At 57.4% G+C, this 20,981-nt stretch carries 20 protein-coding genes and 1 pseudogene; 12 read left to right on the top strand and 9 right to left on the bottom strand.

Features of this window, described 5'->3' with window-relative positions; translation table 11 throughout:
- Positions 1 to 98: 98 nt before the first annotated feature.
- Positions 99 to 2,927, bottom strand: coding sequence for an excinuclease ABC subunit UvrA (uvrA, locus tag EKL29_RS06495; protein WP_120455173.1), 2,829 nt, complete (start codon positions 2,925 to 2,927; stop codon positions 99 to 101).
- A gap of 225 nt (positions 2,928 to 3,152) precedes the next feature.
- On the opposite strand from uvrA, the gene ssb1 reads away from it, so the two are divergent.
- The gene (ssb1, locus tag EKL29_RS06490; protein WP_120455175.1) at positions 3,153 to 3,701 is read left to right on the top strand and encodes a single-stranded DNA-binding protein SSB1; all 549 of its coding nucleotides are present in this window, start codon (positions 3,153 to 3,155) and stop codon (positions 3,699 to 3,701) included.
- A gap of 35 nt (positions 3,702 to 3,736) precedes the next feature.
- On the opposite strand, the pseudogene EKL29_RS06485 reads toward ssb1, so the two are convergent.
- Positions 3,737 to 4,295: pseudogene (locus EKL29_RS06485) on the bottom strand (isochorismatase family protein).
- Positions 4,296 to 4,418: 123 nt separating this feature from the next.
- Here EKL29_RS06485 and EKL29_RS06480 point away from each other — a divergent pair.
- A complete protein-coding gene (locus EKL29_RS06480) occupies positions 4,419 to 5,246 on the top strand; it encodes an AraC family transcriptional regulator (protein WP_126689152.1) in 828 nt (275 codons plus the stop codon).
- A gap of 80 nt (positions 5,247 to 5,326) precedes the next feature.
- A complete protein-coding gene (locus EKL29_RS06475) occupies positions 5,327 to 6,286 on the top strand; it encodes a DMT family transporter (protein ID WP_120455178.1) in 960 nt (319 codons plus the stop codon).
- A 106-nt stretch (positions 6,287 to 6,392) separates the two neighbouring features.
- On the opposite strand, the gene EKL29_RS06470 is transcribed toward EKL29_RS06475, so the two are convergent.
- Positions 6,393 to 6,638, bottom strand: a complete 246-nt coding sequence (locus tag EKL29_RS06470) for a hypothetical protein (RefSeq protein ID WP_120455180.1) — start codon at positions 6,636 to 6,638, stop codon at positions 6,393 to 6,395.
- 572 nt (positions 6,639 to 7,210) lie between these two features.
- Positions 7,211 to 7,606, bottom strand: coding sequence for a transposase (locus EKL29_RS06465; protein WP_120455182.1), 396 nt, complete (start codon positions 7,604 to 7,606; stop codon positions 7,211 to 7,213).
- A gap of 525 nt (positions 7,607 to 8,131) precedes the next feature.
- Here EKL29_RS06465 and EKL29_RS06460 point away from each other — a divergent pair.
- Together EKL29_RS06460 and EKL29_RS06455 are read left to right on the top strand one after the other, a co-directional pair.
- The gene (locus tag EKL29_RS06460) at positions 8,132 to 9,388 is read left to right on the top strand and encodes a polysaccharide biosynthesis C-terminal domain-containing protein (protein ID WP_120455184.1); all 1,257 of its coding nucleotides are present in this window, start codon (positions 8,132 to 8,134) and stop codon (positions 9,386 to 9,388) included.
- 8 nt (positions 9,389 to 9,396) lie between these two features.
- Positions 9,397 to 10,347 (top strand): ATP-grasp fold amidoligase family protein, encoded by a 951-nt coding sequence (locus tag EKL29_RS06455; RefSeq protein WP_120455186.1) that lies wholly within the window; start codon positions 9,397 to 9,399, stop codon positions 10,345 to 10,347.
- A 54-nt stretch (positions 10,348 to 10,401) separates the two neighbouring features.
- Here the strand turns inward: EKL29_RS06455 and EKL29_RS06450 are convergent, their stop codons facing one another.
- A complete protein-coding gene (locus tag EKL29_RS06450) occupies positions 10,402 to 10,683 on the bottom strand; it encodes a YjcB family protein (protein WP_120455187.1) in 282 nt (93 codons plus the stop codon).
- Positions 10,684 to 10,949: 266 nt separating this feature from the next.
- A complete protein-coding gene (gene soxS, locus EKL29_RS06445) occupies positions 10,950 to 11,375 on the bottom strand; it encodes a superoxide response transcriptional regulator SoxS (RefSeq protein ID WP_120455190.1) in 426 nt (141 codons plus the stop codon).
- A gap of 83 nt (positions 11,376 to 11,458) precedes the next feature.
- Between soxS and soxR the strand changes: the two genes are divergently transcribed.
- From soxR to EKL29_RS06425, 4 genes are all read left to right on the top strand, one after another.
- Positions 11,459 to 11,944: a redox-sensitive transcriptional activator SoxR gene (gene soxR / locus EKL29_RS06440; RefSeq protein WP_120455192.1), complete on the top strand. Its 486-nt coding sequence runs from the start codon at positions 11,459 to 11,461 to the stop codon at positions 11,942 to 11,944.
- Positions 11,945 to 11,991: 47 nt separating this feature from the next.
- Entirely contained in the window at positions 11,992 to 12,657 is a 666-nt protein-coding gene (locus EKL29_RS06435; protein WP_126689151.1) for a glutathione S-transferase family protein, read from the top strand.
- Positions 12,658 to 12,969: 312 nt separating this feature from the next.
- Positions 12,970 to 14,319, top strand: a complete 1,350-nt coding sequence (locus EKL29_RS06430; RefSeq protein ID WP_126689150.1) for an NCS2 family permease — start codon at positions 12,970 to 12,972, stop codon at positions 14,317 to 14,319.
- Between the two features lie 150 nt (positions 14,320 to 14,469).
- Positions 14,470 to 16,119 (top strand): Na+/H+ antiporter, encoded by a 1,650-nt coding sequence (locus tag EKL29_RS06425; protein ID WP_120455197.1) that lies wholly within the window; start codon positions 14,470 to 14,472, stop codon positions 16,117 to 16,119.
- Between the two features lie 14 nt (positions 16,120 to 16,133).
- Here EKL29_RS06425 and EKL29_RS06420 read toward each other — a convergent pair whose 3' ends face one another.
- Positions 16,134 to 17,036, bottom strand: coding sequence for a LysR family transcriptional regulator (locus EKL29_RS06420; RefSeq protein ID WP_120455199.1), 903 nt, complete (start codon positions 17,034 to 17,036; stop codon positions 16,134 to 16,136).
- A gap of 103 nt (positions 17,037 to 17,139) precedes the next feature.
- Here EKL29_RS06420 and EKL29_RS06415 point away from each other — a divergent pair, with 103 nt between their 5' ends.
- The 3 genes from EKL29_RS06415 (at position 17,140) to EKL29_RS06405 (ending at position 18,918) form a co-directional block, all read left to right on the top strand.
- Positions 17,140 to 17,565, top strand: a complete 426-nt coding sequence (locus EKL29_RS06415; protein ID WP_126689149.1) for a CidA/LrgA family protein — start codon at positions 17,140 to 17,142, stop codon at positions 17,563 to 17,565.
- A complete protein-coding gene (locus EKL29_RS06410; protein WP_120455203.1) occupies positions 17,558 to 18,253 on the top strand; it encodes an LrgB family protein in 696 nt (231 codons plus the stop codon). Before EKL29_RS06415 ends, EKL29_RS06410 begins: the two co-directional genes overlap by 8 nt.
- Before the next feature lie 119 nt (positions 18,254 to 18,372).
- A complete protein-coding gene (locus EKL29_RS06405; protein WP_120455205.1) occupies positions 18,373 to 18,918 on the top strand; it encodes a YfaZ family outer membrane protein in 546 nt (181 codons plus the stop codon).
- A 68-nt stretch (positions 18,919 to 18,986) separates the two neighbouring features.
- Here EKL29_RS06405 and actP read toward each other — a convergent pair whose 3' ends face one another.
- Positions 18,987 to 20,636: a cation/acetate symporter ActP gene (gene actP / locus EKL29_RS06400; RefSeq protein WP_126689148.1), complete on the bottom strand. Its 1,650-nt coding sequence runs from the start codon at positions 20,634 to 20,636 to the stop codon at positions 18,987 to 18,989.
- On the bottom strand, positions 20,633 to 20,962 hold the full coding sequence (locus EKL29_RS06395) for a DUF485 domain-containing protein (RefSeq protein WP_126689147.1): 330 nt from the start codon (positions 20,960 to 20,962) through the stop codon (positions 20,633 to 20,635). Before EKL29_RS06395 ends, actP begins: the two co-directional genes overlap by 4 nt.
- Between the last annotated feature and the right edge of the window lie 19 nt (positions 20,963 to 20,981).

Here is a 20,981-nt window from a genome sequence, read left to right as displayed (position 1 = left end):
CTGTTTTTATCGGATGGAATATGCAGTATGAAAAAGGCCCGCTTGCAGCGGGCCTGAGAGGTTTAACGCAATGTCAGTGTAGCACTGCTGACAGCGAACTATTTCGTCAGCAACGGCTTCAGGAAGCGCGCGGTATGCGATTTTTCACACTCCGCCACGGTTTCCGGCGTGCCGGCGACAAGGATCTCGCCGCCGCCGCTGCCGCCTTCCGGACCCAGATCGACAATCCAGTCGGCAGTCTTGATCACGTCAAGGTTATGCTCAATCACCACGATGGTGTTGCCCTGATCGCGCAGCTGATGCAGCACTTCCAGCAGCTGGGCGATATCGGCGAAGTGCAGGCCGGTGGTGGGCTCATCCAGGATATAGAGCGTCTGGCCGGTGCCGCGTTTCGACAGCTCGCGCGCCAGCTTAACGCGCTGTGCTTCGCCGCCGGAAAGGGTGGTAGCCGACTGGCCGAGACGAATATAAGAGAGGCCCACATCCATCAGGGTCTGCAGCTTACGCGCCAGCGCCGGGACGGCGTCAAAGAACTCGCGCGCCTCTTCGATGGTCATCTCCAGCACTTCGTGGATGCTCTTGCCTTTGTATTTGATCTCCAGCGTCTCGCGGTTATAGCGCTTGCCTTTGCACTGATCGCAGGGAACATAGATATCGGGCAGGAAGTGCATCTCTACCTTCAGCACGCCGTCGCCCTGACAGGCTTCGCAGCGGCCGCCGCGCACGTTAAAGCTGAAGCGGCCCGGATTATAGCCGCGCGAACGCGCCTCCGGCACCCCGGCGAACAGCTCGCGCACCGGCGTAAAGATACCGGTGTAGGTCGCCGGGTTAGAGCGCGGCGTACGGCCGATCGGGCTCTGATCGATATCGATCACCTTGTCGAAGTGCTCAAGTCCATTGATCTCACGATAAGGGGCCGCTTCGCCAGTGGTTGCGCCATTCAGATGGCGCTGCGCGATCGGGAACAGCGTATCGTTAATCAGCGTCGACTTACCTGAGCCGGAGACGCCGGTGATACAGGTAAACAGACCGACCGGCAGTGTCAGCGTCACGTCTTTAAGGTTATTGCCGCGCGCGCCGCTTAGCTTCAGCGTCTTCGTCGGATCGCCTTTCACACGCTCCTTCGGCACCGCAATCTCTCGCTTGCCGCTGAGGAACTGGCCGGTCAGCGACGCTTCCACCGCCATAATCTCGTTAACCGTACCTTCCGCCACGATCTGGCCGCCGTGCACGCCCGCGCCGGGACCGATATCGATCACATGGTCGGCTGCACGGATAGCGTCTTCGTCATGTTCGACCACAATCACGGTGTTGCCGAGATCGCGTAGATGGATCAGCGTGCTGAGCAGACGTTCGTTGTCGCGCTGGTGCAGGCCGATAGACGGCTCATCCAGCACATACATCACGCCCACCAGGCCCGCGCCGATCTGGCTCGCCAGACGGATACGCTGCGCTTCACCGCCGGAAAGCGTCTCTGCGGAGCGTGACATCGACAAATAGTTCAGGCCGACATTAACCAGGAAGCTCAGGCGATCGCCGATCTCCTTCAGCACCTTTTCAGCGATTTTGGCGCGCTGGCCGCTCAGCTTGAGGTTGCGGAAGAAATCCATCGCGTGGCCGATGCTCATATCTGAGATGGTCGGCAGATTGGTGTTTTCTACAAAAACATGACGCGCTTCGCGACGCAGACGGGTGCCGTCGCAGGTGGCGCAGGCGCGATTGCTGATAAATTTCGCCAGATCTTCGCGTACCGCGGCGGATTCCGTCTCTTTGTAGCGACGCTCCATATTATGCAGCACGCCTTCAAACGGATGGCGACGCACAGAGGTGTCGCCGCGATCGTTGATGTACTTAAACTCGATGCTCTCTTTGCCGGAGCCGTACAGGATCACCTGGCGCGCTTTATCGTTCAGGGTGTTGAACGGCGCTTCGACGTCGAAATCGAGGTGCTCGGCCAGCGAGCGCAGCATCTGGAAGTAATAGAAATTACGGCGATCCCAGCCGCGGATCGCACCGCCAGCCAGCGAAAGCTCGCCGTTTTGCACCACGCGATCGGGATCGAAATATTGCTGTACGCCAAGGCCGTCGCAGGTAGGGCAGGCGCCGGCCGGGTTATTGAACGAAAAGAGACGCGGCTCCAGTTCGCGCATGCTGTAGCCGCAGATCGGGCAGGCAAAGTTAGCGGAGAAAAGCAGCTCTTCCGCGCTCGCGTCATCCATATCGGCGACGATCGCTGTCCCGCCGGAGAGATCCAGCGCGGTTTCAAAGGATTCAGCGAGGCGGGTCGCCAGATCTTCGCGTACTTTGAAGCGATCGATCACGACTTCAATGGTGTGCTTTTTCTGCAGCTCCAGCTTCGGCGGATCGGAAAGATCGCACACTTCGCCGTCGATACGCGCCCGGATGTAGCCCTGCGCCGCAAGATTTTCCAGCGTTTTGGTATGTTCGCCCTTACGGTCTTTCACCACTGGCGCCAGCAGCATCAGGCGACGGCCCTCTTCCTGGGCCAGCACATTGTCCACCATCTGGCTCACGGTCTGCGCCGCCAGCGGCACGTCATGATCCGGACAGCGCGGCTCGCCGACGCGGGCGAACAGCAGACGCAGATAGTCGTGGATCTCGGTGATGGTGCCGACCGTAGAACGCGGGTTGTGTGAAGTGGATTTCTGCTCGATAGAAATAGCGGGCGACAGACCTTCGATATGGTCGACGTCCGGCTTCTCCATCAGAGAAAGAAACTGACGCGCATAGGCAGAGAGCGACTCTACGTAGCGGCGCTGACCTTCCGCATAGAGCGTATCAAACGCCAGAGAGGACTTACCGGAGCCTGAGAGGCCGGTGACCACTATGAGTTTGTCGCGAGGGATGATCAGGTTGATGTTTTTCAAATTATGGGTGCGGGCACCACGAACTTCGATCTTATCCATTCACCTTTCCCGGATTGAGCAGCACGCCCCGTGCCTGACGGACACGATTAGCGTAAACAGGGTATTATGGCACAAAAAATAGACTGATTAAATATCCAGTATTTTTTGTGTTTTGGGTGTAAAATGAGCGCTTCTGCGAGCCGGCTCTAAAGTGGGATCGCATAGCAGGACGTGATAGAATTGATCGTTTAGACTCTTAGCATTAACTCATCGGGAGAGAGCAACATGGCCAGTCGTGGCGTAAATAAAGTGATTCTTGTCGGGAATCTGGGTCAGGATCCGGAAGTGCGCTACATGCCGAATGGTGGCGCGGTTGCCAACATTACGCTGGCCACGTCGGAAAGCTGGCGTGACAAGCAGACCGGTGAAAATAAAGAGATCACCGAATGGCACCGCGTCGTGCTGTTCGGCAAGCTGGCGGAAGTCGCTGGCGAATATCTGCGTAAAGGTTCTCAGGTTTATATCGAAGGTCAGCTGCGCACCCGCAAATGGCAGGACCAGGGCGGCCAGGATCGCTATACCACGGAAGTCGTGGTCAACGTCGGCGGCACCATGCAGATGCTGGGCGGACGTCAGCAGGGTGCTGGCGCTGGCGGCGCGCCGATGGGCGGCGGTCAGGGCGGCGGCAACAATAACGGCTGGGGTCAGCCACAGCAGCCGCAGGGCGGCAACCAGTTCAGCGGCGGCGCGCAGTCGCGTCCTCAGCCGCAGAGCGCCCCGGCGAGCAACAACAACGAACCGCCGATGGACTTCGACGACGATATTCCGTTCTGATCCTCTTTGGGTCGGCACTGTCTCTCAGGCCCCGCTCAGGCGGGGCTTTTTTTCGTCTTCCGTTCAGGCGGAGAAGCCCAGCCTGACACTATCTCCGCCGTACTGAGCACCTGCGGCACATTGCCCGGCAGCGACAGGCCTGCCCAGATCTCGTTATGCTGTCCAGTCAGTTGCTCCGCGCTGACGCAGGTGCGATTCGCCGTAGTATGCGCATCGGCGGCGACGGTAATGCGATAGCCCAAACTCGCACCGACCTTAATCGTGGTATCGACGCAGTAATCGGTCGCGCAGCCGCAAATAACAAAAGCGTCGGCTTTCAGCCGCGCCAGCGTGGCGGCCAGCCCGGTTTGCCAGAAGCTGTCGCAGGTGGTTTTAGTAACGAAAAAACTACCGGCGGGCTGATGCAGCTCCGGCAGCAGTTCAAACGCCTGCGTCCCGGGCTGCATCTCGCCTTCGCGGTGCGTAATAAAGACTGTACTGTCAGCCGCCGCGGTCAGCTGATTGATCCGCGCCGCGCATCCGGCACGATCGAAGCGCGGCGTAGCGAAAACACCGTTTTGCATATCCCACCACCACAACGGCTCGTTGGGTCATCACTTTCTTCTTTCTGTTCTGCGCTTCAGTTTCACCGCGCCGCGGCGAAATGGCAAAACTGTTTTGCAATCCGCCCGCCATCGCTGGCATGCTGAAAGCCTGTCTGATAACGAGGAGATTGAGGTGGAGGGCGTTCCGGCTATTTTTCCCTGCGAAAAAGATCGCGCGCAGTTTCGCCAGTTTGATGAGCTGCCCGGCGTCGAGCTTTATCAGGCACATATCTCCCGCTATGCCTTCGAGCCGCATACGCATGAAGCCTTCGGCATCGGCACCATCGAGTCGGGCGCGCAGCGGTTCCGCTATCGCGGTGCGCAGTACACTGCGCCGACGCATTCGCTGGTGATGATGAATCCAGATGAGCTGCACACCGGCGAGTCGGCCTGCGAAGAGGGCTGGCGTTATCAGATGATCTATATCCACCCTGACGACATGAGGCAGCTCACCGGCGATGGCGGCTGGTGGTTTAGCGAAGCGCTGCGCACCGATTCACGGCTGGCGCTGCCGTTATCGCAAACGCTGGCGGCGATGTGGCAGGCCGATAGCCCGCTGGCGCGGCAAAGTCTGTTAGGTGAAGTGCTGGCGCAGCTGCGGCCGCTGGCGCGCATGGCGGAAAGAGGCAAGGAAGAGGGAGGGCATCGCTTCGACCAGGTGCGTGATTATCTGCGCGACAATCTTGCCGAGCCGGTAAGGCTGGAGGAGCTGGCGGCGCTGGCCTCGCTTTCGCCATGGCATTTCCTGCGCGCTTTCCGCGCGCATTTTCACGTTACGCCGCATCAGATGCTGATGGCGTATCGGTTATATGAGGCCAAGCAGCTGCTGGCACGCGGCCTGCCGGCGGCCAGCGTGGCGGCGAGCGTCGGCCTGAGCGACCAGGCGCATCTGACGCGCGCCTTCGCTCAGCGTTACGGCATTACGCCGGTGCGCTATCAGAAACAGGTGCGTGGCGCTTAGGGCGAACCGCAATCTGCTACAAGATTTTTCCCCGCTTTTTCCGCCACACTTCCTTATGCACTTTAATAAAGGAAGAGACGATGTTAGCTGGCGTGTTGTTTGCCCTTGCCGCAGGGCTGATGTGGGGACTGATTTTTGTCGGGCCGCTGCTGGTGCCGGACTATCCGGGCGCGCTCCAGTCTGCCGGACGCTACGTCGCGTTTGGTTTGATCGCCTTGCCGCTGGCCTGGTTTGATCGCCACCGTCTGCGCAAGCTGCTCTCTGCCGACTGGCAGGAGGCGCTAAAGCTTTCGCTGGTGGGTAACCTCCTTTATTACACCTTTCTCGCCAGCGCGATTCAGCGCACCGGCGCGCCGGTATCCACCATGATTATCGGCACGCTGCCGGTAGTGATGGCGATTACCGCCAATCTCTGTTACGGCCACCTTGAGGGACGCCTGGCCTGGCGCCGGCTGACGCCAGCGCTGCTGGCGATCGGCGCAGGTCTGGTGTGCGTAAATATTGCCGAGCTGCGCGGGCAGAGCGGCGGCTGGGATGTGATGCGCTACCTGAGCGGCATTGCACTGGCGGTGCTGGCTGTGGCGTGCTGGACCTGGTATCCGCTGCGCAATGCGCGCTGGTTACGTACCCATCCGCAGCATAAACCGGCCACCTGGGCGACGGCGCAGGGGATTGTGACGCTGCCGCTGGCGCTGGTTATGTATGCGGTGGTAAGCGCACAGCTGGCGTGGCAGAGCCCGACCTTCGCGCTGCCGTTTGGCCCGCAGCCGCGGCTGTTTCTGCCGCTAATGCTGGTGATTGGGCTACTTTGCTCCTGGCTCGGCGCGCTCTGCTGGAATGCTGCCAGCCAGCGGCTGCCTACGGTATTTATGGGACCGCTTATCGTATTCGAAACGCTGTCAGGCCTGCTGTGGACCTTTCTCTGGCGACAAAGCTGGCCGCCGCTGTTGACGCTGACGGGCATCTTCTGCCTGATCCTCGGCGTGCTTTGGGCGATGCGTATTAAGCCTGAACCGTTGCTGACATCAATTGAGCAGTAATCTCCCACTCTGTCGCGCAATTAAATAGGTGCTGACCCGCTGATTTCACACTGTTTTAGGAATAATGCGCAGAGCGGAGCGGCAAATTTTGCCGCTCTTTAGCTAATTAGCCGCTAAAGCCGAACGGCGAATCGCCATAAAAAGCGATCAAGATCTCATTTTTTTCGCCCGCGCGTTGGCGCTCATCGACTTTGTCCGGCGGAAATTCTTCTCTCTGACGGCTTATATTCCACCTTAAAGAAGCATTAAGGCTTTGTGAGTGGCGAGCAATTCGCCACTTTACTGCATATTTATCGCGTACCGCTGCGTTTTTATTGGCGTTTGGTCCTGAGAATGGCGTCTGATAAACCACCGTTTTTTCCAGAAATGGTCAGGCTATTAAGAATAATTCCCAATGAAGGAAATTACGAAACTTTAGCCGGGGCGATCTTTAAAGTGATTTATCTTATATGTGATTAACCCGGAATAAGAAAAGCGATAAGCATTGATAAACCATTCTGCCAGGAAAATTCCTGGCATTTTTTTTACGGTTCGCTTATTTGCGGCTGATTAAATATTCTTCGCTGGATGTAAACTTAGTACCACCATTTCTTGCGGTAACCGAAGCGTGAATTAGAACGGCCGTTCAGCGCGGCTTAATAGAAAACCAGGGCTTTAGCGCCGGGCATTAACGAGTCTGATGAAAAGTAAGAAGCACCAATCTCATCGAAATGAGATTGGGCGAGAGGAGAAGTAGCGAGAAATGCGAGACTTTTGCTGGTGCTTATCAATATTACCGCAAAAAATGAAAATCGATCCGTTGGCAAACTCATCAGGAATGCATGGAGCGAAAATTAAAGCCACGAATGGTATCTTAAAGTGTCATCATCTCTTCTGGTAAGAACAATCTCAGCGCTAAGTCAGTTTAAGGCAGTATTATTGGTTTTATCGATTTTCCGATCCTGACGGGTAGTGGTAAACGCTGCGGCTAATATCGAGCAGGCGGCAGCTGCGGCGCGTGCCGATGTCGAAAGTGCTCTGCAGGAAGTTGACCGCCTGGCGCTTTTCGTTAGTGGTAAAGAAGTTCTTCAGTACGCTTTGCAGCATCTCCTTATCTGAGTTGAGCGTTTGCAGTTCACGGGTAAGTGCTTGTAGTTTATCCTCTAACTCCTTGATTCTTCTTCCTTCCTCTGAGGAAAGGCCGGAAAATTTCTTTTTCCAGCTATAGAAGGTGGCCTCAGAGATCCCCAGCTCGTCACAAATCTCCCTGACTTTAACCCCTGATTCAGAAGCTTTAATGGCATTTGTGATTTGCTCTTCGCTATATCGTGACTTTCTCATAAATGCTCTTACCTTTCTTATCGATTAATGGATGAGATGTACTGTATTAATATCTGGCACTGTAAATAATCTATTAATGCAGTATTAAAGTGCGCGATTAGAATTGCGTGGGTTAAATTAAGATATTTAGAATAAATATCATCATGGGATAAATCTTATTTTATTCTTATCGGATGGGCGCACCTTCCTGGTCAGGGATTTTTGTTATAGATTCTTCCCATCCCAAATACGAAAAATTTCTACGTACATTTGATATTTAGCATAACGTGCTTGCTAAATTCTCAGGGAAATGGCTTGTGAATGGGGTCTGTTTTCCGTGTGAAATCGATTCCAGATTAGCCCTTCTGAGCCAAATTTAATCAGAATTATCCTGAAAATATTCACCGAATCGTGTTCTGATTCTCATTTTTCGGACCAGCCTGGTTTGAAATCTTTAAATAACGCCAGGCCCACTGAGCGCTTGTTAATTCGTTACAGGGATGTTGTACCGAAGCGGTTGAAGTAAGTAATGCAAAGGATGAGTCAATGAAATTAAGCGTAATGTCTAATGCCGCCTGGATGATGTCTGAGAAGATCGTCTCGGTTTTTGGCGTCATATTTGTGACCTCCTACGTGGCGAAATCATTCGGGCCAACCGTATTCGGCCAGATGGCGTTTTCTACCTCTTTATTTTCAATGGTCCAGACCGTCGCCATCTTCGGTACCGAGACTATCTTGTTTAAGCGGATCAGCAAAAGCGCGCCGAAAGGACTGCGCCTGATGAACGTGGCGCGTACCCTGCGCATGATTTTACTGCTGCTCACCGCGGTGCCGGTGCTGGCCTGGGTGTGGTTCACCATGCCGCAAAATTTCCTCGCTTTCACTCTGGCGTCATTCGTCGCCTCGGTATTCGTTACCCAGGACACCTTCAGCGTTTACAACAACGCCCGTCTCGCTTCCCGGCTTAATACCGTGGCGAACTCGCTCGGCATGCTGTTGAGCTTCGGCATCAGCTTCACTATCGCCTGGCTGCGCCTTAATCCGGCATGGCTGACGCTCTCTATCGTGGCCGTAACGCTAGTGCCTTACGTTATCAAGCGCTACAACTTCTACCGCGAAACACAGGATGTCGCGCCGCCGCAGGAGAAACGCAGCGCTTATCTGCGCTATCTGATGTATGCCGGTCTGCCGCTGGCTATTTCCAGCATTTTTATTTCAGTGCAGGTTAAAGCCGCGCAGATGTTTTTAGCCGGCATCGCTTCGGCAAGCGATCTCGGGCTGTTTGCGGCGGCCAACACTATCGCGGCTTCGTGGATTTTTATCCCCGTGGCGCTCATAACTTCATGCTTCACTGAAATTTTCAGGGAACGCGGCGAAGTGGCTATTAAGCTGGCAGCGCGGCTCAATGGCTATGTCATGGGAGTATCACTGATGATGCTGCTGGTCATCGCGCTGTTCGGCGAGAAAATCATCATCGCTTTGTATGGTTCAGAATACACACAGTCAGGAAGTCTCATTACGTTGTTGTCAATGGCGACCTGCTTCTCCGCCATGGGCACAGTAGCCTACCGCTACATGGTGAAAGAGGGTGGTTTCAACTATCTGTTGAAGAAAATCATCTGCCTGATGGTGATCAGCCTGCCGCTTTCGTGGTGGCTGATCCAGGGCTACGGCATTATGGGCGCCGCCTGGAGCGTCTTTGTGTCGGAACTCTTGTCCCTTACCGTAATGAATTACTTCTTCAAAAACGGCGTCATTCAAAGAATTCAAGTTTCCTCACTCAACTACAAAACCTACAAATGAGGTCAGATATGTTTAAGTTGAAAGATGAACTCAGAAGAAGTGTGCAGTACTTCATTAAGAAGATGCCCTGGGCATACCAGGACCGCATTTACTACTTCCATAAGTTCAGAAAATTGCCCAATCTGCGTCAGCCCAAAGTTTTCAACGAAAAGGTGCTGTATCGCAAATTCGTCTATGGCGACTACCAGATTTACGGCCGCCTTTCAGACAAGTATTCGGTGCGCGACTATATCGCCGAAAAGATTGGCAACGAATACCTGATTCCGCTGGTGCACGAGACTACCGATCCGGCGTCGCTGAATAGCCTGCCATGCTGGAAGGGCACGGTGATCAAGCCGAATCACGCCTCCAATATGGTGGAGATTCTGCTGGAAGAGCCGGATGCGCTGCGCAAACAGCAGATTATCAACAGCTGCTATAAGTGGCTGAAGACCGACTTCGCTAACGAGGCGCGCGAGATCCACTATCGCTATATCAAGCCGCGCATTCTGGTCGAGCAATATATCGGCGACGGCAAAACGGCGCCCATCGACTACAAGTTTCATATGTTCAACAAGCGCGACGGCCGCTTTGAATATGTGTTGCAGGTGATCTACAACCGCTGCCAGCCGCAGCTGTCGATGAACTTCTACGTCAACAATCTGACCGAAGCTTTTCACAAGATTCGCGACACCGGCCTCGACGTGACGAAAATCGCCGAGTCGCTGCAGCACGCGCTCGATCTGAGCAAGAAGCTGGCGAGCGATTTCGACTATGTGCGCGTTGACTGGTATATCCATGAGGGCCACATCTACTTCGGCGAACTGACCTTTACGCCGGGCGCCGGTCTGGTGACAGGTCTGGATCGCGGGCTTAATCAGATGATGGGAGATATGTGGATTCAGGATCGCCGCGGCACGCAGAGACCGGGCGTTTCGGTGCAGGATGTTAATATTCCTGCGCTGTTGAAGAAAGTTTGAGTCACACAGCAAAATAAAAAACCCCGCTTCGCGGGGTTTTTTATTGGCTGGATATTAAGGCATCGGCCAGTCGGGCGGCGTCTGGCTCATTACCTGGATAAAGGTGTCTTTGGTAACCAGCATAAAGTGCTGCACGTTTTCCATGCTCAGCGAGATGCCCAGCAGACCCATAACAAACCAGCAGGTCATACCGAGACCGAGGCCGCCGCACATAAACGCCATCACATGATGGCTGCTCTGGCGGAATTTGATTTTAAGGGTGCTGGCAAAAAACATCATAATTGCGCTGAGCAGTTCCCAACGCATGACAATCAAGCTGGTGGTTATCGTCGCCATCGACTTAAGCCTCTGAATCTAAGTGATTATCCCTGACAGTTACTGGACATCACCGGCGACGAAAAGCGAGGTCAGGGAAAGGCTTTCCGTCGTCAAAAAGAGTGTAATGTGTGACCTGAGTCACATTATATCACTGGATTTGAATTTATGAACAAAATTTGTAACTGGTATGGTAGAGAAATTTTTATCGAAACGTCGAAGAGAAAACCGGGGCGTAAAGCGGGAAGGAAAAGAGAAAAGGTGCGCCCGTTAAGGGCGCCTGAGGCTTAGCAAATCGGGCAGCATTCGCCGGTGGTGCGCTGAGTAAAACTGGCCGCAGCTTCGCTACAGTCGAAGTTCACCCTACGCGGACGCTGGAGCGCCTGACGGCGCATAAAATGGCGATAGGCGGTCGGGGTCTGGGAAAACTGACGGCGGAACACGCGGGAAAAGGTCTGCTGCGAGTCATAGCCATACTGCATCGCGATATCAAATACCGGCCGTTGCGTCTGGCGCAGCGCTTCTGCCGCCAGCGTCAGGCGACGTTCGCGAATGTATCCACCCAGCGTCTGTTTCGTCACGGTACGGAACATACGCTGCAGGTGCCACTTTGAATAACCTGATTTAGCCGCCACTTCATCGATCGACAGCGACTTATCCAGGTTTTGATCGATCCAGTGCGTCAGGGAGTGAATGATCTCTTCTTGCATCATAATCTCGTCCTTTAGTCCTGAGGGATTCGTTATTTAACGGAGGCGAGTATAATTCCTCAAGTTAACTTGAGGTAAAGAGCCAGATGAAAAAAGATCGCAACTACCCGAAACCGGTTTTAACGCCGGGCGAAGTCGCGCGCCGTAGCGGCGTGGCGGTCTCCGCGCTGCATTTCTATGAGAGCAAAGGGCTGATTTCCAGCACGCGCAACGGTGGCAATCAGCGGCGTTACAGCCGTGACGTACTGCGGCGCGTCGCCATTATCAAGGTTGCTCAGCGCATCGGCATACCGCTCGCGACGGTCAGCGACAGCCTGATGCATATTCCCGCCAACAAGCGTATGTCGACGCAGGAGTGGAACGCCCTGACGCAGCACTGGCGCGAGGAGCTGGATAAGCGCATTGAAACCCTGACGCGCCTGCGCAACGATCTCGACGGCTGTATCGGTTGCGGCTGTCTATCGATGCGCGACTGTCCGCTGCGCAATCCCGGCGACCGGCTGGCGCAGCAGGGCTCTGGCGCGGTGCTGCTTGATCCCGAACAGGATGAGAAAGGCGAGCCGCCGCGCTAAAGATGCTGGAAGCTATACTTGCCTGAGACGCATAACAGGAGTGCTCTATGATTACCGTCCATCATCTTGAGCGGTCGCGCTCGCACCGCGTGCTGTGGCTGCTGGAAGAGCTGGAAGTGCCTTACCAAATCAAACGCTATCAGCGCGAGGCATCGATGCTGGCGCCGGAAGCCCTGAAAAAAGTGCATCCGCTGGGCAAGTCGCCGGTGATTACCGACGGTAATCAGGTGATTGCCGAATCGGGCGCCATTCTCTCTTATCTGGAAGGCAAATATGACAGCGAGCAGCGGCTGGCGCCCGCCGATGAGCAGGCGCGTCTGCAGGCAACCTACTGGCTGCACTACGCCGAAGGCTCGCTGATGCCGCTGTTGCTGATGAAGCTGGTATTCGGCCGTCTGGGGCAGGCGCCGGTGCCCTGGCTGCTGCGTCCGGCGGGTGCGGCGCTGGGCAAAGGCATTCAGAAAGCCTGGCTTGATAAGCAGCTGGTGCCGCATCGCCAGATGATTGAGCAGCATCTGGCCGCTCACCCCTGGTTTGCCGGCAAGCGCTTCAGCATTGCCGATATCCAGATGAGTTTTCCGCTGCTGGCGATGCAGGCGCGTGGCGGCCTGGCCGATATGCCTGCCACGGCAGCATGGCTGGCTACCGTTCAGCAGCGCGCCGCCTGGCAGCGCGCCATCCAGCAGGGCGGCGAAGTGCTGCCGGGCGGCTGAACAGTGGAAAACGCCAGAAATATCAAAACGTAGCGCGGCATCTGCCTTGATGCCGCCGTCGCACACGCCTTCGGGAACCGCCGCAAGCGCTCTGCTTTATCCTGAATTAAGGCGAGGAAGCGGTTGAAAATCGGCTGCCAAACGCCGGATAATCCCCTGCCTTTTTATCTGGCCGCATAGCGGACAGTTATTCGCCGCGAAGTAAACGTTTGCCTGCCGCCTGTGGCGCCTTTGCGCCAGGGTGACAACCAGGGATTTTGCGGGCAACGACGCAGGGCTTTTTACACAACAAAAATTTCTTGAGGCTCAACTATGTCATACGAATCACGCTCGTCCGCTGGCAAGCTGGACGCCTGGTTCTCTGTTTCTGCACGCGGCAGCAGCATCCGGCAGGAAATCCTGGCGGGACTGACCACCTTCCTGGCGATGGTCTACTCGGTGATCGTGGTGCCCGGCATGCTCGGCAAGGCGGGCTTTTCGCCCACCGCCGTTTTTGTCGCCACCTGCCTGGTCGCCAGCGTCGGCTCTATCGTCATGGGGCTGTGGGCCAACCTGCCGCTGGCGATTGGCTGCGCCATCTCACTGACCGCCTTTACCGCATTCAGCCTGGTGCTCGGCCAGCACATCAGCGTGCCGGTGGCGCTTGGCGCGGTCTTCCTGATGGGGCTGCTGTTCACCTTGATCTCCGTAACCGGCATCCGCGCCTGGATTCTGCGTAATCTCCCGATGGGCGTGGCCCACGGCACCGGCGTGGGGATCGGCCTGTTCCTGCTGCTGATCGCCGCTGACGGCATCGGACTGGTGGTGAAGAACCCTGCACCAGGCATGCCGGTGGCGCTGGGCCACTTCACCTCGTTTCCGGTGATGATGTCGCTGCTGGGTCTGGCGGCGATTTTCGGGCTGGAGAAGCGTCGGGTGCCGGGCGGCATCCTGCTTACCATTATCGCTATCTCGATTCTCGGCCTGCTCTTCGATCCCGCAGTAAAATTCCAGGGTCTGTTCGCCTTGCCGAGCCTGCGCGACAGTCAGGGCCAGTCGCTGCTCTTCAGCCTCGACATTATGGGCGCGCTACAGCCGATGGTGCTGCCGAGCGTGCTGGCGCTGGTCATGACGGCGGTGTTTGACGCGACCGGCACCATCCGTGCGGTTGCTGGACAGGCAAACCTGCTGGATGAGAAGGGGCAGATCATTAACGGCGGGCGCGCGCTGACCACAGACTCCGTCAGCAGCCTCTTTGCCGGTCTGGTCGGCGCATCGCCAGCGGCGGTCTATATTGAATCCGCAGCCGGCACCGCGGCAGGCGGTAAAACCGGACTGACGGCGATTGTGGTCGGCTTGCTGTTTCTGGTTATTCTGTTTATGTCGCCGCTGGCCTGGCTGGTGCCCGCCTATGCGACCGCGCCTGCGCTGATGTATGTCGGCCTGCTGATGCTCAGCAACGTGGCGAAAATCGACTTCGGCGACTTTGTGGATGCGATGTCCGGGCTGTTGACCGCGGTGTTTATCGTGCTGACCTGCAATATCGTCACCGGCATCATGCTCGGTTTCGCCACGCTGGTAGTGGGGCGCCTGTTCGCCGGAGAGTGGCGTAAGCTGAACCTCGGCACCGTCGTGATTGCCGCCGCGCTGGTGATTTTTTACGCTGGCGGCTGGGCGATCTAACTGCTAAACCGGGCGAGCGCCGTCTCGTCCGGAACTTTTTCCTGAATTTCTGCCGCGCCGCACGTGTGACTTGTCATTCTCTGCGCACTTTGCTTTACACTTTAGCGCTCACAACATTTTTTCTGACTTTACGATTCGCCTAAGGAAAGCATGGAAATCTTTTTTACTATTCTCATCATGACGCTGGTGGTATCGCTCTCGGGGGTGGCCGCGCGCATATTGCCGTTCCAGATCCCGCTGCCGCTGGTGCAAATACTCGCCGGGGCGCTGCTCGCCTGGCCGACCTTCGGCCTGCATGTCGATTTCGACCCTGAACTTTTCCTTGTGCTGTTTATTCCGCCGCTGCTGTTTGCCGATGGCTGGAAGACGCCGATCAGCGAATTCCTGCATCATGGCCGGGAAATTATCGGCCTGGCGCTGGTGCTGGTGCTGATTACCGTGGTCGGCATCGGCTATCTCATCTACTGGATGGTGCCGGGTATCCCGCTGATCCCCGCCTTCGCGCTGGCAGCCGTGCTGTCGCCGACAGACGCCGTGGCGCTCTCTGGCATTGTCGGCGAGGGACGTATCCCGAAAAAAATCATGTCGATCGTGCAGGGCGAAGCGCTGATGAACGACGCATCCGGCCTGGTTTCACTGAAGTTTGCCGTTGCGGTCGCGATGGGCACCATGGTGTTTACCTGGGGCGGCGCCAGCATCGAGTTTCTTAAGGTGGCAATCGGCGGTCTGATTGCGGGCGTTGCGGTGTGCTGGCTCTACGGGAAATCGCTGCGTCTGCTGAGCCGCTGGAGCGGCGACGATCCGGCGACGCAAACCGTGCTGCTGCTGCTGCTGCCGTTCGCCTCTTACCTTATCGCCGAACACCTCGGCGTCTCCGGCATTCTGGCGGCGGTCGCGGCGGGCATGACGATTACCCGATCCGGCATTATCCGTCAGGCGCCGCTGGCGATGCGCCTGCGCGCCAACAGCGTCTGGCAGATGCTGGAATTCGTGTTCAACGGCATGGTGTTCCTGATGCTCGGCCTGCAGCTGCCGGACATTATCGGCACCTCGATTGACGCCGCTAACGCCGATCCCAACGTCGAGCTCTGGATGCTGTTTACCGACATTATCCTGGTCTACGGTGCGCTGATGGTGGTGCGTTTTGGCTGGCTCTGGATTATGCAGCGTCTCAGCAAGCGCGTGCTGAAGAAAAAGCCGATGGAGTTCGCCAACTACTCGCTGCGCGAGCTGCTTATCGCCTCTTTCGCCGGCGTGCGCGGCGCGATTACGCTGGCGGGCGTGCTCTCTATTCCGCTGTTTCTCACTAACGGCCAGCCTTTCCCGGCGCGCTATGAGCTGGTGTTTATCGCCACCGGCGTGATCCTGTTTTCGCTGCTGGTGGGCGTGGTGGTGCTGCCGCTGCTGCTGCGCGGCGTGGACGGCATCGATAAAGCCGGGCATCGTCGCGAGCTGCAAAATGCCCGCGCGGTAATGGCGAGCGTGGCGATCGAAAGCCTGCATAAAATGGAAGCGCGGCTGGAGAACGACACCGAAGAGAACATCGATCCCGAGCTGCTTAAAGAGGTAAGCCTGCGCGTGATCGGCAACCTGCGGCGCCGTGCTGACGGCAAGAGCGATCTGGAGCAGGCGCTGTTCGCCGAGAATCTGGAGCGTCGCTTCCGTCTGACCGCGCTGCGCGCCGAACGCGCCGAGGTCTACCATCTGCGCGCGACCCAGCAGATTTCCAGTGAGAGCATGCAGCGGCTGCTGCGCGATCTCGACCTGCTGGAAGCGCTGCTGATCGAAAAAGAAGAGTAAGCCGCGCGCCGCGCCTAAACTGACAGGCGCGGCGCTTCATCCGGCCAGTGTTCGCGACAGCAGGCGATCCAGGCCTGCGCGCTGCGCGACAGATAGCTTCCCTCCCGCCAGATCAATCCCAGACTCCACTTCAGATCCGACTCCAGCGGCAGCCACAGCAGCGACTGCTTATCCAGCCGCTGACAGATCGGCTCCGGCAGAATCGCCAGCCCCATCTCCGCCTGCACCATCGCCGCAAGAAAATCCCACTGTCCGCTGCGCACCGCGATATGCGGCGTGACGCCCAGTCGCTGAAATGCCTTCATCAGCTGACGGTTCAGAGAAAACTCTTCGTTGAAGATCAGCAGCGGATGCGACGCCAGCTCCGTCAGTCCGATATGGCTGCGGTTGAGCCAGACGGGCTGACGCGGCACCAGCACGCAGAGAGGATGATGCATCAGCGGCAGCGTATTAAGCGGCAGATCGGGATCGACCGGCAGGGCGGTCAGCGCGATATCCAGACTGCCCGCCAGCACCGCCTGCTGCACCGTCAGCCCGCCAAACTCAGAAATTTTCAGCTCTACGCCGGGATAGCGGCGGCGAAACGCCGAGATCGACCCGGCGATTTGCATGCCGACCATCGGCGGAATGCCGAGGCGCAGCTCGCCAGTTTTTAGCTGGTTAATATCGCCGATTTCCGCCTCCAGCTGATGAAACTCCTGCAAAATCGCCAGGCCGCGCTGGTAGACCGCCTGGCCGCTGTCGGTAAGATGCAGCTTGCGGCCGTCGCGCAGCAGCAGCGTGCAGCCCAGCTCCTCTTCCAGCTGGCGCAGCATTTTGCTGATGGTGGGCTGCGTAACGTAGAGCTTCTCGGCGGCGCGGGTAAAGCTCTGCTGGCGCACCACCTCGGTGAAGTAGCGTAAAGCGCGAACGTCCATAACTATTCCCTTTTGGCATGACTGGAATGATTTTAATTCATTTTTTTCACCTTCTGTTGCGGATTTATACTAAGCGCCGGATTGTATTAGAGGAGAGAAGAAAATGGCGTTAGCGCTCAGCCCGCAAAGAACGGGCAGGCTGCAACGACTCTGGTTGCCGCTACAGCTGCTGCTGTATGTGGGCATGTTTATCGCCTGCGATCGCCTGGTGAGCTGGCTGCACCTGCCGCTGCCCGCCAATATCGTCGGTATGCTGCTGCTGCTGGCGCTTATCGTCACGCGCGTGCTGCCGCTGCGCTGGGTGAAAGCGGGTTCGCGCTGGCTGCTGGCGGAGATGCTGCTGTTTTTTATTCCGGCAGTAGTCGCGGTGGTGAACTACGGCGATCTGCTGCGCGTCGACGGCTGGCGTATCTGCGTGGTGATCGCGCTGAGCACTCTGCTGGTGCTGGCTTCCACTGCGCTGGTGGTCGATCGTCTCTATCGCTATGAAATGGCGCGCGCAGCGCGCAGGCAGCAACGCGATGCGTGATTTTATCCTTAGCCTGCTCTGCCTGGCGGTCACGCTGCTGATCTACTTTCTCAATAAACGTCTTTATCGCCGCTGGCGCACGCTGCTGCTGATGCCGCTGGTGGCGACTCCCTTGCTGCTGGTCGGGCTGCTGCTTATTACGCACGTCTCCTGGCAGGACTATATTGCCGAAAGCCACTGGCTGCTCTGGCTGCTTGGCCCGGCGACGCTGGCCTTTGCCGTGCCGGTGTATGAAAACATGGCGATTATTCGTCGCCACTGGCTCTCACTGAGCGCGGGGGTGCTGACCGCTACGCTGGTCGCGGTGTGCAGCTCAGTCTGGCTGGCGCGGCTGCTGACGCTGCCCGAGTCGATCCAGCGCAGCCTGGCGGTGCGCTCCATTACCACGCCGTTCGCGCTGGCGGCTGCGAAGCCCATCGGTGGCCAGCCGGATCTGGTGGCGCTGTTTGTCGTTATTACCGGTGTGTTCGGCATGGCGGTCGGGGACGTCCTGTTCCTGCGCATCGCCATTCGCCAGGGCGTGGCGAAAGGGGCGGGATTCGGCGCGGCGTCGCACGGCGCAGGTACGGCGCGCGCTTATCAGCTCGGCGAGCAGGAGGGCGTCGTCGCCAGTCTGGTAATGATGCTTTCCGGCGTGGTGACGGTGGTGCTGGCGCCGCTTATCGGCCAGCTGATGTGGAGCGTCTGAAGAACGACCGCGCGCTGACGACATGTCTGTTTACGTAAAGGTTGCCAAATAGAGTTGTCAGAGGATTTCAGGCTGTTAACCTTTGCGCCGAAATTATTGTCCTTTCACGGAGTGGAATCATGTTTAAGCAACTTGTTACCGGGAGCGCATTGGGTCTGGTGCTGCTGAGCGGCGCGGCGCAGGCTATCGAAGGCAGCGTGGATGTAGGCGAGCACAACACTAATCTGAACGTCGGTCTGGGCACCACCTCGCCGGGCCTGTTCCTTAAAGGCAACTGGCTGCGCAGCGATCACGACGGCAGCACTTACGGTCTGGGACTGGGTTACAACGTCGATATCGGCGGACTGCGTCTGGCGCCGACCGCCAAGACCATTTTCACCCATCCGGAAGATGGTAAAAATGGCTTCGCCGTGGCGCTGGGCGGCGGCGCACAGTACAGCTTTAACAATATGTGGGGCCTGTACGGCGAATACTACTACGCGCCGGAAGGTCTGACCGACCATCTCGACAGCTATCAGGAAGCCGCTGGCGGCCTGAGCTTCACCCCGATCTCCCTGGTTAACCTGCGCGTGGGTTATCAGTATATCGAGCTGAATAACAAAGGCGGCCGTAAAGATAACGTGCTGGTCGATGGCCCGTACGTCGGCGCTTCACTGCGCTTCTGATTGGGTTCAGAGAAAAGAGAAAGGCGGCTAATGAGCCGCCTTTTTTATTGTGTAGTACAGCGCAAAGGTTAGTGCGATTTGCCCTGCGAAATCCCGATGCCGGTCTGCGAGCGAATAAACTGCGCCCGGAAGCGGCCGCGCTCCTGCGCGCCCTGCGGCGAATGATCAGTTACGGAGAAGAGCCAGGTGCCGACAAAGGCGACGATCATCGAGAAGAGCGCCGGATACTCATAAGGATAAACCGGCGACGCGTGGCCCAGCACCTGTACCCAGACCGTCGGGCCAAGGATCATCAGCACTACCGCGGTGATCAGTCCGAGCCAGCCGCCGATCATTGCGCCGCGCGTGGTCAGCTTCGACCAGTACATCGACAGCAGGATAATCGGGAAGTTACAGCTGGCGGCGATAGAGAAGGCGAGGCCGACCATAAAGGCGATATTCTGCTTCTCAAACAGAATACCCAGCGCAATCGCCACTACGCCCAGCACCAGCACGGTAATCTTCGACACGCGCAGCTCTTCGCGCTCGGTCGCCTGTCCTTTGCGGATCACGCTGGCGTAGAGATCGTGCGACACCGCCGACGCGCCCGCCAGCGTCAGGCCCGCCACCACCGCCAGGATAGTGGCGAAGGCCACGGCGGAGATAAAGCCGAGGAAGGTGCTGCCGCCGACCGCATTCGCCAGATGCACCGCCGCCATATTGGTGCCGCCGATCAGCGCGCCGCTGGCGTCCTTAAAGGCGGGATTGGCGCCCACCAGCAGAATCGCGCCGAAGCCGATAATAAAGGTCAGGAAGTAGAAGTAGCCCATAAAGCCGGTGGCCCAGAAGACGCTTTTACGCGCCTCGCGCGCATCCGCCACGGTAAAGAAGCGCATCAGGATATGCGGCAAGCCAGCGGTACCGAACATCAGCCCCAGCCCGAGCGAGAGCGCGGAAACAGGGTCCTTCACCAGCCCGCCCGGTTGCATAATGGCCGCGCCTTTCGGATGGACCGCCATCGCCTGGGTAAAGAGGTTATTGAAGCTAAAGCCGACGGCCTTCATCACCATAATTGCCATAAAAGTAGCACCGAACAGCAGCAGCACCGCTTTGATAATCTGCACCCAGGTAGTCGCCAGCATGCCGCCGAACAGCACGTAGAGCACCATCAGAATGCCGACCAGCACCACAGCGACATGATAGTCGAGGCCGAAAAGCAGCTGAATGAGTTTGCCTGCGCCCACCATTTGCGCAATCAGGTAGAGCGCCACCACCACCAGCGAGCCGCAGGCGGAGAGGGTACGGATCGGCTTCTGCTGAAGGCGGTAGGAGGCGACGTCGGCGAAGGTGTAGCGGCCAAGGTTGCGCAGGCGCTCGGCGATAAGAAACAGGATCATTGGCCAGCCCACCAGGAAACCCAGCGAATAGATCAGGCCGTCGTAGCCGGAGGTGTACACCAGCGCGGAGATACCCAAAAAGGAGGCGGCGGACATAAAATCGCCTGCCATCGCCAGCCCGTTCTGGAAGCCGGTAATATTGCCACCCGCCGTATAGTAGTCGCTGCGCGACCGGGTGCGTTTCGATGCCCACCAGGTAATGCCCAGCGTAGCGGCGACGAAAACCACAAACATGATAATCGCCTGATAGTTCGTAGGCTGCTTCTGTACCGCGCCGGTCAGGGCATCCGCCAGCGCGGAGGTGGGCAGCAGTGCCAGCAGCCAGAGAGAAAGACGTTTCATGGGGTCACCTCGCTGAGGATCTGCTTCGTCAGGCGATCGAACTCGCCGTTGGCGCGCCAGACATAAACGCCGGTCAGCACAAAAGAAATAACAATCAGCCCCACGCCGATGGGAATGCCGCGCGTAACGCTGGTGCCTGCATGCAGCGGCGTGCCAAGCCAGCCGGGCGCAAAAGCGATCAGCAGAATAAAGCCGACATAGAGCACCAGCATAATCAGCGACAGCAGCAGGGCGAACCGCTGGCGTTTATGTACCAGCTCCTGAAAGCGTGGATGACGTTCAATCCGTTGATTTAGCGCCTCCTGAGTAGAAAGGGCGTCGTTCATCACAGTTTCTCCAGAGGTT

Origin of the sequence: Pantoea sp. YU22 (assembly GCF_003970755.1) — a bacterium.
In the GTDB taxonomy this organism is placed as follows: Bacteria; Pseudomonadota; Gammaproteobacteria; order Enterobacterales; family Enterobacteriaceae; genus Pantoea; species Pantoea piersonii.
This window is presented reverse-complemented; position numbering and strand designations above follow the sequence as displayed.